This window comes from Belliella aquatica, assembly GCF_014637795.1.
GTDB lineage: Bacteria > Bacteroidota > Bacteroidia > Cytophagales > Cyclobacteriaceae > Belliella > Belliella aquatica.
On the sequence record NZ_BMFD01000007.1, the window covers coordinates 21,921 to 37,732 of the forward strand.

At 38.0% G+C, this 15,812-nt stretch carries 12 protein-coding genes; 2 read left to right on the plus strand and 10 right to left on the minus strand.

The features are described from left to right. Positions 1 to 2 precede the first annotated feature (2 nt). Positions 3 to 3,002 (minus strand): SusC/RagA family TonB-linked outer membrane protein, encoded by a 3,000-nt coding sequence (locus IEV57_RS11180; RefSeq protein ID WP_188442792.1) that lies wholly within the window; start codon positions 3,000 to 3,002, stop codon positions 3 to 5. Between the two features lie 502 nt (positions 3,003 to 3,504). Between IEV57_RS11180 and IEV57_RS11185 the strand changes: the two genes are divergently transcribed. Then, positions 3,505 to 6,144 (plus strand): DUF5686 and carboxypeptidase regulatory-like domain-containing protein, encoded by a 2,640-nt coding sequence (locus IEV57_RS11185; protein ID WP_188442794.1) that lies wholly within the window; start codon positions 3,505 to 3,507, stop codon positions 6,142 to 6,144. 481 nt (positions 6,145 to 6,625) lie between these two features. Here IEV57_RS11185 and IEV57_RS11190 read toward each other — a convergent pair whose 3' ends face one another. Beyond that, positions 6,626 to 7,858 carry a sensor histidine kinase gene (locus IEV57_RS11190; protein ID WP_188442796.1) on the minus strand — a complete coding sequence of 411 codons (1,233 nt, stop codon included), beginning with the start codon at positions 7,856 to 7,858 and terminating at the stop codon, positions 6,626 to 6,628. 145 nt (positions 7,859 to 8,003) lie between these two features. Here IEV57_RS11190 and IEV57_RS11195 point away from each other — a divergent pair, with 145 nt between their 5' ends. Next, on the plus strand, positions 8,004 to 8,474 hold the full coding sequence (locus tag IEV57_RS11195) for a Dps family protein (protein ID WP_188442798.1): 471 nt from the start codon (positions 8,004 to 8,006) through the stop codon (positions 8,472 to 8,474). A 59-nt stretch (positions 8,475 to 8,533) separates the two neighbouring features. Here IEV57_RS11195 and IEV57_RS11200 read toward each other — a convergent pair whose 3' ends face one another. The 8 genes from IEV57_RS11200 to hpt all read right to left on the minus strand — a co-directional run bounded on the left by IEV57_RS11200 (position 8,534) and on the right by hpt (position 15,805). Further along, positions 8,534 to 9,841, minus strand: a complete 1,308-nt coding sequence (locus IEV57_RS11200; protein ID WP_188442800.1) for an ABC transporter permease — start codon at positions 9,839 to 9,841, stop codon at positions 8,534 to 8,536. Next, positions 9,834 to 10,736 (minus strand): ABC transporter ATP-binding protein, encoded by a 903-nt coding sequence (locus tag IEV57_RS11205; RefSeq protein ID WP_188442801.1) that lies wholly within the window; start codon positions 10,734 to 10,736, stop codon positions 9,834 to 9,836. Before IEV57_RS11205 ends, IEV57_RS11200 begins: the two co-directional genes overlap by 8 nt. A gap of 43 nt (positions 10,737 to 10,779) precedes the next feature. After that, the gene (locus IEV57_RS11210; protein WP_188442803.1) at positions 10,780 to 11,667 is read right to left on the minus strand and encodes a toast rack family protein; all 888 of its coding nucleotides are present in this window, start codon (positions 11,665 to 11,667) and stop codon (positions 10,780 to 10,782) included. A gap of 80 nt (positions 11,668 to 11,747) precedes the next feature. Continuing rightward, positions 11,748 to 12,863 carry a molecular chaperone DnaJ gene (gene dnaJ / locus IEV57_RS11215; RefSeq protein ID WP_188442806.1) on the minus strand — a complete coding sequence of 372 codons (1,116 nt, stop codon included), beginning with the start codon at positions 12,861 to 12,863 and terminating at the stop codon, positions 11,748 to 11,750. Positions 12,864 to 12,868: 5 nt separating this feature from the next. Next, positions 12,869 to 13,429, minus strand: a complete 561-nt coding sequence (locus tag IEV57_RS11220; RefSeq protein ID WP_188443097.1) for a nucleotide exchange factor GrpE — start codon at positions 13,427 to 13,429, stop codon at positions 12,869 to 12,871. A 137-nt stretch (positions 13,430 to 13,566) separates the two neighbouring features. Then, on the minus strand, positions 13,567 to 14,559 hold the full coding sequence (gene obgE, locus IEV57_RS11225) for a GTPase ObgE (RefSeq protein ID WP_188442807.1): 993 nt from the start codon (positions 14,557 to 14,559) through the stop codon (positions 13,567 to 13,569). Positions 14,560 to 14,641: 82 nt separating this feature from the next. Then, complete coding sequence (locus IEV57_RS11230) at positions 14,642 to 15,217, minus strand: adenylate kinase (protein ID WP_188442809.1); 576 nt, start codon at positions 15,215 to 15,217, stop codon at positions 14,642 to 14,644. 60 nt (positions 15,218 to 15,277) lie between these two features. Next, positions 15,278 to 15,805, minus strand: coding sequence for a hypoxanthine phosphoribosyltransferase (hpt, locus tag IEV57_RS11235; protein ID WP_188442811.1), 528 nt, complete (start codon positions 15,803 to 15,805; stop codon positions 15,278 to 15,280). Positions 15,806 to 15,812: the final 7 nt, after the last annotated feature.

The following is a 15,812-nucleotide window of genomic DNA, read 5'->3' on the forward strand; positions in this document are numbered from 1 at the left end:
TGTTATTTAAAGGTTATTGTTAATCCAGTAGTCCAAATTCTTGGAATAAAGTATGTATCTCTTCTTTCAATACCTGGAGCTAATTGATCACCTCCATCAGTCCATCTTACTTCAGGATCTACACCAGTGAAGCTAGATATCGTGAATAAATTTTGAACACCAGCATAAAATCTTAGATTAGATATCAATGGAGATTTCGTAGGGACAGTATAACCTAACTGAAGGTTATCCAATCTTACAAAATCACCTCTCTCGATATAAAAATCAGAGATTTGACTTGGTGCGTTAGATATTACTGGGTCGGTTGGTGTATTACTTGTGATTACAGAGTTCCAAGTTGCGTTTCCATCGCCTTCATAGAATAATCTGAATGAGTTCAACATTTGATGTCCCCAAGAACCTCTTAGAAGGAAGTTCAAATCCCAGTTTTTATAGTTGAATTGATTCGTAAAACCAAAGTCACCTGTTGGTAGGGCATTTCCTAATCTCTCAAACTCGTCAGGACTTTCTGTAGACAATACTGTTCTTCCATCATCAAGGATCCCTTCTAATCTTGGACCATAAATATCTCCAACACGCTCGCCTTCAATATTTCTAATTACTTGTGCATTATTCACACCTGGAGCGCCAGGAACACCTCTTCTAATTTCAGGTAAAGTCAATCCACCAGCACCGATATCTTGGATTCTTGCTCTTTGGTAGATAGTGAAGATTGCTGTTGGCGTCCATGTCACACCTCCACCTAGGTTGATTCTGTCTGCTGTCATTAAGAATTCAAAACCAGCACTATTAAGCCCCGCGATATTAGCCCATATAGAGCCCGCAGTATAAGGGAAGAATTGTCCTGGCTGATCTGCTCTTGGGTTGAAAGGGTTAGGCTGACCTACGTTCACACCTACTTCAAATAATAAGTCTTGAAGATTTCTTCTGTAGTAGTCCATACTACCAGAAATCTTACCATTGAAGAGTGCGTAGTCTAGACCAAAGGTTATTTCACGAGTAGTTTCCCACTGAAGAAACTGATTTGGATTTGTGTTTTGTCTAGGTGCAACCCAAGCTGTATTTAAGTCCGTTGGATCAAGTTGAATTCTATTTCCATTTTGATAGATACCTATCGCAAGCGTTGGAGATGCAGGTAACTGACCTACTATACCAAAAGAACTTCTTAATTTGAATTGATTGAAAGGACCCATATCAAAAATCTGAGTCAAATCAACACCCGCAGAGAATGCTGGGAAGTAACCTGTTTGATTTTGGATACCAAAACCAGAGAATGTTTCAGCTCGAACTGTAGCAGAAAAGAAGTAGATATTTCTATAATTGAAATTAGCTCTTCCAAAAACTGAGTTAAGAGTAGATTTAGTAGCATTGCTATACAAGTTTGTGTTTTCACCAAACCTAATACCCGCTGCTCCTAAGTTATTCCAACCTTGATCATATAAAAACTGTCTAGCTTGAACACCAAATGCTCTTTCACTTGATAATTGCGTCTCAACACCACCAAGTAAAGACATATTCAAACCGTTAACAATTTCTTTTTCATATCTCAAGTTCCCAGAAATAATTGTGTTTGTTCTATCAAAGGTATTTTGTTGAGCTATACCATTATTTGCTCTACCACCTCCTGGTGCTCCATCAAGACGAGAACTATATTGACCATTTAAGGTATTTAAAACATCTTGCGAAAACTGTGCTGATACAATTAGATCATCTGTAATGTCGTATTCAGCTCTGTAGGAATACAAGGCATTTCTAACTTTCGTTTGATTCGTTCTTGTATTGATCAAAGCCACTGGGTTGTTGTTGTCAAACCCTGATGGCTGGAAGAAACCTCCGTTTAATAGACCATTTGGCGAATTATCAAAAACTGGCATGGTCGGATTAAGAATAGTAGCATACAACAAAGCTTCACCTGGTACATCATTAGCTTCTGTATCCGTAAATGCTAAGTTTAAATTCATTCTTAATCTATTGTTTAACGCGCCATGCGATAAATTTAATCTCGTATTCAATGTCTCTCTTCCTGAATTCTTCACAACTCCTTGATTACTTCTATAATTAACTGAGGCAAAGTAAGAAGTGTTTTCAAAACCACCAGAAAGTGATGCATTTGTTGTTCCATTCAGCGCAGTTCTCAAGATTTCGTCTCTCCAATTTGTGTTTTGACCGAAATCAGCAGATTCAGGTCTTCTTGCTCTGAATTCATCTGGAGACAAAACTGGAATCAAACCTGTAGCTTGCTCAGCTGTACCAAAAGTATTGATCGTCACATTTGAGAAACCCTTTTTAGTACTTCCTTTTTTGGTAGTAATCAAAATTACACCAGCAGCACCTCTAGTACCATAGATTGCAGCAGCAGAAGCATCTTTCAGTACATCAATAGTTTCGATATCATTTGGATCGACCGCATCAATAGATGCACCAATTACTCCATCTAATACAACCAAAGGAGCCGAGTTTGCACCAAAGGAAGAAATACCTCTTAATCTTACAGTTGGCTGTGCATTTGGCGAACCACCTGGAGTAGAAATATTCAATCCAGCTACCTTACCAGTAAGTAGAGACTGAGGATTAGTAAAGTTCCCTTTATTGAATCCTTCAACACCTACACTTGCTACCGAACTGGTAATTTCTTTCTTGTCTTGTGTACCATAACCAATTACGACAGCCTCTTGTAATGATGTGATATCTTCTTCAAGTTCTACGTTGATGATACTTTGATTTCCGACGGTAATTTCTTGTGCCGTAAAACCGACAAATGAAAATACCAACACCTGATCACCTGGCTGAAGCGAAATGGTGAACTTACCATCCAAGTCTGTATTTGTACCTCTGGTCGTTCCTTTGACCAATACTGTAACTCCAGGAAGGGGATCACCCATGGTTTTATCCAGGACTGTACCTGAAACCTCCCTGCTCTGTGCATTTACAGTGATTACAGCCGCGAAAAGCAGCACTGTAACCATCAGAAATACCTTCATTTTTTGTAAATAATTTCTCATAGGGTTTGTTGTTTTGAAAAAAACGGTTTGGTTTAATAGTTAATTTCTCATCCAAGTTGATTGTTTAATTTTAATTTTGCAATTTTTAACATATGCAGTTGGAGGCTTTTGAAATAAGTAGTGTTAACAGAATTATGGTATTTTTTGTTAATCCATAATAATACCTTTATAATATTATCATATCGTCAACCGAAAACGATTGAACTTTTCGAATAGTTAAAATTTTTGGATTTTATTAGAAATGTGAAAAAATCACACCTTTTTTATGAATTCACTTACTAAAGTGTGAATTCATTGACACAAAAGAATTAGAGACCGTGATTTGCCAAATAATATATTGATAAAAATCTAGGGGAAAAATCTACGCTTATAAAAGCTCATAAAAGAGAAATAAAACGCTTTTTATCAAAATGAACTACAAAGGTTAAATTTTGTCAAAACTTCTTGAAAATTCAGGCCGTTTAATCTTTTTGGATTACTTTTCTTGCAATAACCATTCAACATGAAACATACTTCTACTTTTAAAACATTGCTTTTCTTTTTGGTCATTCTGGGTACAGCAGAACTCAAGGCTCAAGGTATCCGAGGAAAGGTTCTTTCCGATCTTGGTGAACCGCTTGCATATGCTTCTGTTTATATCCGAAATCTTGCCGATGGCGTACCCACAAATCAGAATGGTGAATATGAATACAAACTAAAGCCAGGCTATTACGATGTGGTTGTTCAATATCTTGGCTATGCTGCTGTTCTCCAAACTGTGGAAATCAAAGAGGATTGGATTCAATTAGATTTCGAGCTGAAGCAACAAACTTATGCTTTGCAAGAAGTAACGATCAATAGTAAAGCAGAAGATCCTGCGCTAACGATCATGCGAAAGGCAATATCCAAAGCCAAATACCACCGACTACAAGTCCAGGAATACAGCATGATTGTCTACTTGAAAGGGACAGGGCAACTCACCAATGCTCCATTTTTTATTAAAAAGCAATTGGAAAAAGATGGAATGAAACTTAATGAAGCTTACACCACTGAGTCAGTTTCTGAAATCACCTTTTCACAGCCAGATAAAATCGAAGAGCGCGTAATCAGCATTCGGACCAACGGGGATAACAACCAAACCTCCCCTGCTCCATATTTGGCTACTAGTTTTTACAATGAAAGAATAAATGAAGCCATTTCTCCCTTGGCGCCAACAGCTTTTGCTTATTATCGATTTCGATTTGACGGCTCGTTTATCGAAAATGGGGTTACCGTAAATAAAATCAGAGTTACCCCACGATCACGAGGAGAGCGGGTTTTTGAGGGCTTTATTTTTATCATTGAGGATTTATGGGCGATTCACAGTCTTGACTTAAAAACCTCCCTACTTGGTTTTGATATCAATGCGAGACAGCTTTATGCTGAGGTAGCAGAAAATGTCTGGATGCCAACAACGCACACTTATACTTTTGGGGGCAAATTCTTTGGCTTTGCTGGAGAGTACAAATACCTCGCTTCCACTAGGGATTATAAAGTCAAGCTAAATCCGGATTTGATTGTTGAAACAGAAATTATTGATGAAAAAATTGATAAGATTCCTGAGGGCAGCAGCACATTTAATAAAAACATATCCGCACTTGAACAAATTGCGCAAGCAGACAATATGAAGCGGAAAGACTTCAGAAAGCTGATCAATGAATATGAAAAGGAAGCAGAGAAGGAAAGAGAAAATTCAGAAGTAATAACGGAAAGAAATTATAAAATTGACAGTCTCGCCAAAAAGAGAGATTTGAGCTATTGGGACAGTATTCGACCTGTGAAACTTACTGATGCCGAACTCAAGGGGTATCAAAGAGACGACAGTGTCGCTGTAGTAGAAGCTGCCAAAAAAAGTGACAATGACAGTACCATACAAAAAGCTAAGAGAAAATTCAGAATTCAGGAAATCCTAACGGGTGGTAAATATTTCTTTGGAAATGGAAAGTCAGCAGGATTCAATTCAAACCTTACTAAAATCTCCTTCAACACAGTCGAAGGATATAAAATGGGAATCGGCGCTTTCTACAGGATAGAGAAAAGGACCAAAATGGCTGACAGTGTTAGCTATTACAATCGATCATGGAACATTGAGCCTGAGGTCAGGTATGGTTTTTCTAGTGATCAGCTGTATGGTATAGTAGATTTACGTCGATCAGTTACCAAAGGAAGGCCGGGATACACTTTTGGATTTAAAGGAGGCTCATACATTTTCCAATACAATACAGACAATCCCATCAACGAACAAGTCAACGCCTTGTATTCGGTATGGTTTAGACAGAATTACATGAAGCTCTTCGAGCAGGATTTTGCCACAGGATACCTTGCCCATCGTGTCAATGACGCATTTACTTACAGGACTAACTTTACTTTTGCAAATAGACGCACACTAGAAAACACAAACAACTGGAGCATATACAATAGACCTGGAAGAGAGTACACGAGCAATATTCCTGAAAATGTAGAAGATTCACCTTATGCATTCGACAATCATCGAGCTTTGATTTGGAATAGCAGTGTGGAATGGAGACCTGGTGTCAAATACAGCATTCGAAATGGCAGCAAAAGCCCTATCTACTCCTCTGCACCTTTGCTGAAGTTTGCTTATACCAAAGGTATCAAGGCAGGAAACTCCTTGGATCAGGCAGATTTTGACTTGGCGGAATTTGGGCTAGAGCATTTCTTTAATTTTGGAGTCAGTGGCAAGTTAGATTTCAATTTGAGAGCAGGGACTTTCCTAAATAACAACAGGGTCTATTTCCAAGATTATAAGCACTTTGGTGGCAATAGAACCATTTTTGCCAATATGGGCGTAGCGTCAAACTATCGCTTTATGGATTATTACCAATACAGCGCTCAATCAAATTATGTGAGTGGAATTGTCCATTATCAATTTAGAAAATTCCTCTTAACCCAATTACCGATGCTACGCTTCTCCGGAGTAAGAGAAAATATTTTCTTGAACTACCTCAAGACCGCCAATTCTCCACATTACTGGGAAGTGGGTTATTCTTTGGATAATCTCTTTAGAATATTTAGAGTGGAAATCGGTGCTGGATTCGAAAACGGAAACTACTCAAGAGGTGGTGTTAGACTTGGTGTAGCTAGTTTTATCAATATCAATTGAGATTTTGGTTGATTAGATTATTAAGTTATCGGTGATTGGCTTATTGGTTGATTTAGTCAATTGGGGATTTATGTTATTAGAGACTGGCGATTGAGTTGATTAGGCGATCAGTTGATTGAGTTATTAGTGATTGGGTTGATTAGGGGGATGAGTTATTGGTTAATTGAGTGATCTGTGATTGGGTTATTTAGGGGAAGGAGTTATTAGTTGATTGAGTGATCAGTTAATTAGGTCAATTAGAGGATTTAGTTTTTGCTTGATTGGGGACGAAATAGTCCGATTGGTTGGTTGGTCAAAAACATTCGAAAAAAAATTATTGATAGTATTACAATAGTTCTCAAGCGAATGTTACTTGTTTAAATTTTGAAATCTTAAGTTAGAACGCTATATTCGAAGCTGTAAGGTTTAATAAATGGAAAGATTTGACAGTCTTTGGCTGTTTTATCTTTTATCTGGGCTTCTTTGAAGCCTTTTTTATTTATTAAAAACTGAAAAAATCATCTTTTGTGTTTTCGTCCATTTGCTCTTTGACTCCCTTGAGAATGATTCTGAATGTCGTCCCTTTACCGACTTCAGACTGCTTGACAAAAACTTTCCCTTGGTGATAGCCTTCAATGATTCTTTTAGCTAAAGTCAGTCCAAGTCCCCATCCTCTTTTTCTAGTAGAAAAACCTGGATTAAAAACCCGCTTGAACATCCTTTTCTCCATACCTTTACCAGTATCGGATATATCTACGATCACATATTGCTCGCTTTCTTTGATGATATCTATTTCTATTTTCCCTTGACCACGCATCGCATCCACCGCATTTTTACAAATATTCTCAATCACCCATTCGAAGAGTGGCTTATTGATCATTGCTTCTATGTCCTTTGCGTATCCATTGACGGTCATCTCCACCTTACTCGAAATTCTTGGCCTTAGGTAAGTAATCGCATCATCTACTACTGCAAAAACATTCTCCGACTGGATCACAGGCTTACTACCGATAGAACTAAATCGCTCTGTAACCATTCTTAACTTGACCACATCTTTGTCCATCTCCTGAATGACTTCTTTGTTCTCTTCCCATACCGGTGAGTTTTTCAAATAGTCAATCCAAGCCATTAGTGAAGCGATTGGTGTACCGAGTTGATGTGCTGTTTCTTTGGTCAGGCCAGCCCATACTTGATTCTGTTCTGCGATTTTCGATTGATTAAAAACTGCATAAGCCAAGATGCCGAAGACTATAATCACGGCAAGCTGTACATAAGGATAAAATCTCAGTGAAGTGAGCAATTCAGAGTTTCTATAAAAAATAAAGGAGCCATTTTCCATTTGAATAGGCTCATACTCCTCTTTCATTTTGAGTAACTCAGTCTTGAGGACTTCCAATTTATCTTCTTCAGAAGTCTTCTTTCCAAAATTGATGTTTTTGTACTCTCCAGGGCTTCCAAACTGATCCATGATGATCAATGGAATAGAATTATTCTGTTGAATAATCTCCTGATTGATAAAGGTCAAATTGTCAGTGTAAATAGAAGCATATTCCAATGCACGCGCCAGAAGTTCTATTTGCCTTTTCTCTCGCTCTTTGAGCTCCTCCACCAAATTGTTGGTATAGTAGATTGATCCAAAACTGATCACTACAGAACATATAAAAATCAACCACTTGATTTTATTTTTATTCTTATAAAAGTCCAGAGTGGCTATTTCCTGAAGGGTATTCCTCATTTTTTAAACAACAAGATGATTTGGGCGTAGTATAATAGACAACTCCATTAAGTCATAGATATTATCAATCCTGACAAAAATAAATTCATCGGAGTATGGCGTTATATTTGATCTATAATTAGTAAGAAACCAAAAATATAATAATATGAGCACAAACGATATAGGATTAGAAATAAAAGACAGTAAAATTTTAGTAAAGAAGTTAAATAGCCTTCTCGCCAATTACGAAGTTTATTATCAAAACCTAAGAAACTTCCACTGGAATGTGTCAGGTCCGAATTTCTTTGAGTTGCACGCAAAATTTGAGGAGCTTTACGATATTGCTCACCTCGGTATTGACGAAACAGCAGAAAGGATTTTAACACTAGGCGAAAGGCCATTATCTTCATTCGAAGAGTTTTTAAACAATTCGAGAATCAAAGAGGCTAAGGAAGTTTCTGATTCCAAAGCAATGGTCGAGACTGTCAGAGACAATTTGAACACGCTTTTAGAACTTGAGAGAGAAGCACTAGATATTGCTTCCGAACAAAACGACGAAGGTACAGTGGATTTGATGAGTGGCTACATTACAGCAAAAGAGAAAACTGTATGGATGCTATCAGCATATCTGAAATAAATTTCAATTTTGAGGATTGGAGAAAGCCTGGCGAAAGTCAGGCTTTTTATTTTTTTGGCTTACCCCATTCTGATCCATTTCCAAAGTGTCTTGTAGGTTACTTTGCTTCCATGCATCAAGATGCCTATTTTGTATATTTTTGCAGCAATCCATGTGGTCATCAAAAACCCTATGATTAACAACGACATAGACAGAGCCAAGTCAAAGAAGGGAACACCATAACTCGCTCTACCCATCATTGCTATTGGGGAGGTCAATGGGATGACTGAAAGCCAAAAAGACACATTACTTGTAGGATCAACGAGTACAAATGCAAACAATCCAAAATAAGCTATCAACAAAGGAATCGTAATAGGGAGTACAAACTGCTGTGCATCAGATGGCGTATCTACAGCCGCACCGATAGCAGCGAAAAAAGAACCATAAAGCAGATATCCTCCGATAAAATAAAATACAAAAGTGAGCGCAATTTGAATGAAATTGATCTCCATGATTACTGCTAATATATGAGGGAAATCGCTATCCATATTTACTAAGTCCATCATTTCTGGATTTGCCATTTCCATAGCAGTTTGCTGCGGCATTTGCATCCCAAAATACCCTAGCACAATTGTGGAAACACCAGCGATTAAAAAGATCCAAATCAAAAACTGAGTAAGACCAACGGCACCAATCCCGATAATTTTCCCCAACATCAATTCAAATGGCTTGATCGAAGACACCAATATCTCAATGATTCTGCTAGACTTTTCCTCAATTACACCTTGCATGACTTGATTGCCATAGGCGAAAATAAATATGTAAATTAGAATACCAGTGAAAAAACCTATTCCGTAATTAATGGTGGCATCCGTCATCTTTTCCTCACCTGAATTGTTGAGTGTGATCGCTTGGATACTGACCGATGTTCTGTAAGCCTCTAAGACTTCCGGATCAATTCCAGCCGCGTGCATCCGAAGTTCTTCTACTCTCCTTTTCAATCCCGACTCAATCGAAGAAATGAAGCTCATGCTTGGATTGTTAGCAGCATAATAGATTATACCTGAGGGACTTTCTAAATTCAGCTTCGGAATGTATAAAAACCCATATCGCTCTCCAGACTGCACTTGTTTTTTCCCCTCCTCAATACTCAGGTTAGAAAAAGAAAAAGCATATTGATCTCTACTTTCTAAGAAGAATAAATTGTTTTCATCCACCACTTCTACGATCCTCAAGGCTTCTCCTTTTTCTTCACCCACAGCTATCCACAAAAAGAGCCCCATAATAGTTGGGAAAATCAAAGGCGTCAGGATTGTTGCAAGTAGAAAGGATTTTTTCTTTACTCTTGCTAAATATTCTCTTTGAATGACAAGAAAAACTTTATTCATCTGAATGGTTTTTGATTTGTTGAATAAAAATCTCCTCCATGGTGGGTATGATTTCAGAAAATTCCTGAATTTCTCCAAGCAAGATCATTTCTGAAAGTAATTCGTTTGGATTTAGGTGCCTTAGAGGAATGTGTAGCGTATTAATTTGCCCTTGAGAAATCAATTGGCAGTCTTCCTTCAAATGCAAAGGTGCATAAGGCTCTAGGGATACTTTAAAGATTTTCTTTCTGAATTGCTTCTTAACCTCTTGTAGTGATCCGCTTAGGACTAATTTAGATTGGTGAATCATGGCTATATGATCGCAGAGCAACTCTACCGATTCCATTCTGTGGGTAGAAAGGACTACAGTAATTCCCTTCTCCCTCAATTCAAGGATTTCATTTTTAATCAATTCTGCATTGACTGGATCAAATCCTGAAAATGGCTCGTCCAATATCAGCAATTCCGGCTCGTGGATAACCGTAGCGATAAACTGAATTTTTTGAGCCATTCCTTTTGAAAGATCTTCGATTTTCTTCTTTCTCCAAGCTTGGATATCTAATTTATGAAGCCAAAAATCTACTTTTGTTTTGGCTTCCGCCAAGGGCATCCCTTTTAGTCTGGCAAAATATATCAGCTGATCCCAAACCTCCATTTTTTTATAAAGGCCTCTTTCCTCAGGCAAATAGCCAATTTGAGCAATATGCTTGGGACTCAATTTTTCTCCTTTGAAAAATACTTGCCCACTATCCCCATCTATAATTTGATTAATTATTCGGATCAGTGTTGTCTTTCCTGCTCCATTTGGTCCCAATAAACCAAAAATAGTTCCCTGAGGAATGGTGAGATTGATGTCTTGAAGCGCTGTGTGTTCGCCGTAAACTTTTTTGAGATTGGTGATTTCTAGTATATTCAAGGATTTTACTTTAGATGAAAGTAGTGATTTGAAATGAAAAAATCTACTTTACTGTAACTGATCCGACAGAAACATCTATGGTAAGTTCAAGTAAATCTGGCGCATCTGCTTTGTAACTTTTGCTTACGTAGGTTTTGTCTCCAATATCTTTTAGATATTTCGGCAAATATGTCCTGCACATTGGAGTTGATTTGATTTTTAATTTATAAGGCTGCGATTGGTCTGGCAGGGTTAGGTTTACTTTTCCTGCACCAACTACGGCTGAGACTTTTGCATCATGAAGCAAATTGTCTGAAAAAGAAAGGTCAAGGGTACCGTAATTGATTTCAAAAATCATGTTTTCTGCGTTAGCATAATTGATATTTGAAACTTCTAAATTACCCATATTGATCGAAACCTTTAGCGTATCCATCGTAACGGAATTGGAGAATTTTTTAGCATAATTCAATTTAATGTCGGCACTTGCTGATTTGATATTGCAATTTGAGATTGGGAGGTTAGAAAAATCTAAATCAGCTTTACCAATTCCAAAATACAGGTTCAAATCATACAAATGATTGGCGCTTAACCCGATGTTCCATTTATGATCATAATCCTCAGAATCGCTTGAGAATAATTTGTATGACAGACTTTTTCCTAGTGTCTCTGACTCCACATTTCTGTGCAAAAGATGAGCAGAAAGAACACCATTCTTAATACTATGCGAAAAAGTTGGGAGGATATTTACTTTTGAAAGGTGAGAGTTGATGTGAAGTGGTGAATCTCCGTGTTCTCGATGAAGCTTAGTAATCCCCTTATACACATTGAAATCCACGTGTACTATATTGAATCCTTTACGTTCTTCAATCTTAAATTCCTTTTCTATTTGGGCTTTTAGGGATATTTCGGCACTGAAAACGAAACAAATGATTAAGCACAATCCTCTCAACATACGGGTAAATTACGGAGATACTTTGAAAAGGTTATGAAAGCGCAATAAAAAAGGCTGGAAATATTTCCAGCCTCTATTTTTTAGAAAAATTCTTTCATTTTGTCAAAGAAACTTTTTTCAGAGTTCCCTGGATCTGGTTTGAAATTTTCTGAATCTTTCAATCCTTCCAAGGTTTGTTTTTCTTCCTTGCTGAGTTGCTTAGGAGTCCATACGTTTACATGAATCAGCTGATCGCCTTTTCCGTAGCCATTGATATCCTTAATCCCTTTACCTTTTAGTCTTAGCATTTTGCCACTTTGCGTACCGGCGTCAAGTTTGATTTTCACCTTGCCATCGATGGTAGGCACTTCCACTTGAGCGCCAAGAGCTGCATCTATGAAGCTGACATAAAGATCGAACACAACATTATTCCCATCTCTTTGTAGCGTATCATCCTCTATTTCTTCTATTACGATTAATAAGTCTCCGGGTATACCACCAGCAGTTTCATTTCCTTTGCCTGACATGCTAAGTTGCATTCCATCAGCCACACCTCCCGGGATGTTGATCGCAATTACTTCTTCTTTGAGAATCAAGCCACGTGCGTCAGCATCAGCAGGTTTTTTATCTACTATCTGACCATTTCCACCACAAGCAGGACAAGTGCTAGCAGAAACCATCTGACCAAGCATTGTATTGACTACTTTTTTGACTTGACCTGAACCCTGACAAGTGCTACACGAGGTAAAAGTCACTCCATCTGCTAGGACATGACGTTTTACCTTGATTTTCTTTTCTACGCCATTAGCAACTTCCTTGAGGTTCAGTTTGAGTTTCACCCTCAGGTTAGTTCCTTTTTTGGTTCTACGGCCTCTTCCGCCTCCACCAAAGAAGGATTCAAAACCTCCTCCGCCTCCACCACCGAAGATGTCACCAAATTGTGAGAATATGTCATCCATATTCATTCCACCGCCGCCATAGCCGCCGTTACCACCTACTCCTTGGTGACCAAATTGATCGTATCGCTGACGCTTTTCTTGATTACTCAATACTTCATACGCTTCAGCTGCTTCTTTGAACTTATCTTCAGCCTCAGGATTATCCGGGTTTTTGTCCGGATGGTATTGGATAGCAAGTTTTCTGTATGCTTTCTTTATTTCTTCTGGGGAAGCATTTTTTGCTACGCCCAATATTTCATAAAAGTCTCTTTTCGCCATATCAATTACGCTCCAATGACAACCTTAGCATATCTGACAACTTTGTCACCTAAGGTATATCCTTTTTCTACTACATCTATTACCTTGCCCTTCAACTCCTCTGATGGAGCAGGAATTTGAGTGATTGCTTCTTGTGTCTCTGCATCGAAAGTTTCTCCGACCAATCCTTCCATAGACTTCAATCCTTTATTTTCGAGAATTCTTTGGAATTTTTGGAAAACAAGTTGGTTTCCGTCTCTTACTTTTGTTGCATCTTCTTCGTTTTCACTCGCTTTGAAAGCTCTCTCAAAATCATCTACCACAGGAATGATTTCAGCCATCAGATCTTGTGATGCTGTTTTGATCAAATCTAAACGCTCTTTTGAGGTTCTTCTTCTGTAATTCTCAAACTCAGAATAAAGTCTAAGGTATTTATCTTTCAATTCCTGAACTTCCACTTTCAATTTCTCCTCTTCAGAAACTTCATTGACTATTTCTTCTGTCGTAGTTTCTGTATTTTCTTCCTTTGCGGTTACTTCCTCTTTGTTCAACTCTTCCGCTTCTGAAGCTATATTTTCTTTGCTCATATCTTTATCTGTCACGTTTAGAATTTATGACGCTAATAATTAAGTCTTTCTTTACTCTACCCAATAATTTGTCTATTGGACTCTTCGAGAATATCAATTTGTTTGCCATTGGCACAAAACTGACAATGTGACACAGATTAACTGTTGATTGCCTGCCACAACATGTCCTTCAGTTTGTCTAGATTATAAGTACTCACTGAAGATATAAATATATAAGGCAAGTCTTTGGGAACGTCAGCCTCCATCTCTTTCATCAATTCCCCATCCAGCATATCTGCTTTGGTAATTGCTAAGAGTCGTTTTTTATCGAGCAATTCAGGATTATATTTCTCCAGTTCACCAAGCAATATGCGATACTGCTCGCTGATACTTTCTGCGTCAGCAGGAATCATAAATAGCAAGATGGAGTTTCTCTCAATGTGTCTCAAGAATCTGATTCCAAGTCCTCTTCCTTCCGCAGCCCCTTCTATAATCCCCGGGATATCAGCCATAACAAAAGATTTATCATCTCTATATGGGATTACGCCAAGATTAGGGACTAAAGTGGTAAATGGATAATCTCCAATTTCTGGTCGTGCTGCTGATATGCTTGATAGTAAGGTCGATTTCCCAGCATTCGGGAAGCCCACTAAGCCTATATCTGCTAATAATTTTAATTCTAGAATGATCCATTCTTCTAAACCTTCTTCTCCTGGCTGCGCATAATGCGGCGCCTGATTGGTTGCAGTTTTGAAATGGTCGTTTCCTAAGCCACCTCTGCCTCCTGGAGTCAGGATGACTTCTTGGCCATCTTCAGTAATCTCGTGTCTCAATTCAAAAGTTTCAGCGTCCTTGGCAATAGTGCCCAGAGGAACTTCTAAGATGATATCTTGTCCATCTCTCCCTGTTCTCCTTCCTCCTTCGCCATTTTTCCCAGCTTCTGCAATCACATGTTTTTTATATTTCAAGTGGAGCAATGTCCACAGCTGAGAACTTCCTCTAAGAATAATATGACCTCCACGACCTCCGTCACCTCCATCAGGCCCACCTTTGGGTACGTGTTTTTCTCTTCGAAAATGCACTGAACCTGCTCCTCCTGCTCCTGATCTGGAACAGAATTTCACATAATCTATAAAATTGGAATCTGCCACTTTATTTATTGTTTGGAATAAAAAAGGCTAAGCAAATATGCTTAGCCAAAATATTTGAACCGCAAAGGTAATAATTATTTGATTATGAATACTGATCGATCACTTTTGAGATATTTGAGAAAATCTCGTCGATGGTTCCCACTCCATGAATCTTTGTAAGTTTACCCTGTTTATCATAAAATCCTGCAACAGGTAGTGTTTCATCCAAGTAAACTTTGATTCTGGTCTCGATCTTTGCGATATCTTGATCATCTACTCTACCAGAAGTTTTACCTCTTTCATGGATTCTAGATTTCAAAACATCTTCCGGAACATCAAGGGCTATCATTCCTGATATTTTGAGTCCTAGATCTCCCAAAACTTTGTCAAGGGCCTCTGCTTGAGCTACAGTTCGAGGGAAGCCATCGAAAATAAACCCATTGCTGTCTAGCGTATCTTTAATTTTTGTTTCTACCATCCCGATAACTACTTCATCAGGAACCAATTTTCCTTCATCCATATATTTTCTAGCAAGCTTACCTAAGTCTGTACCTTCACCAAGGTGCTTCCTAAATAAATCTCCCGTAGAAAGATGAGTCAAATTATATTTTTCTATAAGCTTTTCGCTTTGGGTTCCTTTACCCGCTCCCGGAGGGCCAAACAATACTATATTAAGCATAACAGATTTTTTGGAATTAATTTTATTTATGTCAGTATCAACTAATTTATCAAATGATATTTATTTCAATTGATAAATTGATGGTATATTTCTACCCAAACCATCGTAATCTAGCCCATAACCAACAACGAATTTATTTTCTATTTTGAAGCCAATGTAATCAATATCTACAGAATATTTCAAAGCCTCAGGCTTAAAAAGAAGTGTTGCTACAGCTATACTTTTAGGGTTTTTGGTTTGAATTGACTTTATCAAGTGAGTCATGCTGAGACCCGTATCAATAATATCTTCTACGATAATAACCCTTCTTCCTTCTAATTCTGATTCTAGACCGATCAAGTCAGTCACCTTTCCCGTGGAATCTGTCCCCGAATAAGATGCTACCTTAATGAATGAAATTTCGGTAGCTATGTTCAAATATTTAATCAAATCGGATAAAAACATGAATGCCCCATTGAGTACGCCAATGATGACCGGGGTTTCATCCTTAAAGTCCAAAGAAATTTGTGCGCCAATTGCTTGTAATCGGTTATCGATTTCTTCTGCATTTATGAATGGGACAAATTCTTTACCTTGTATTTCAATCATTTTTACT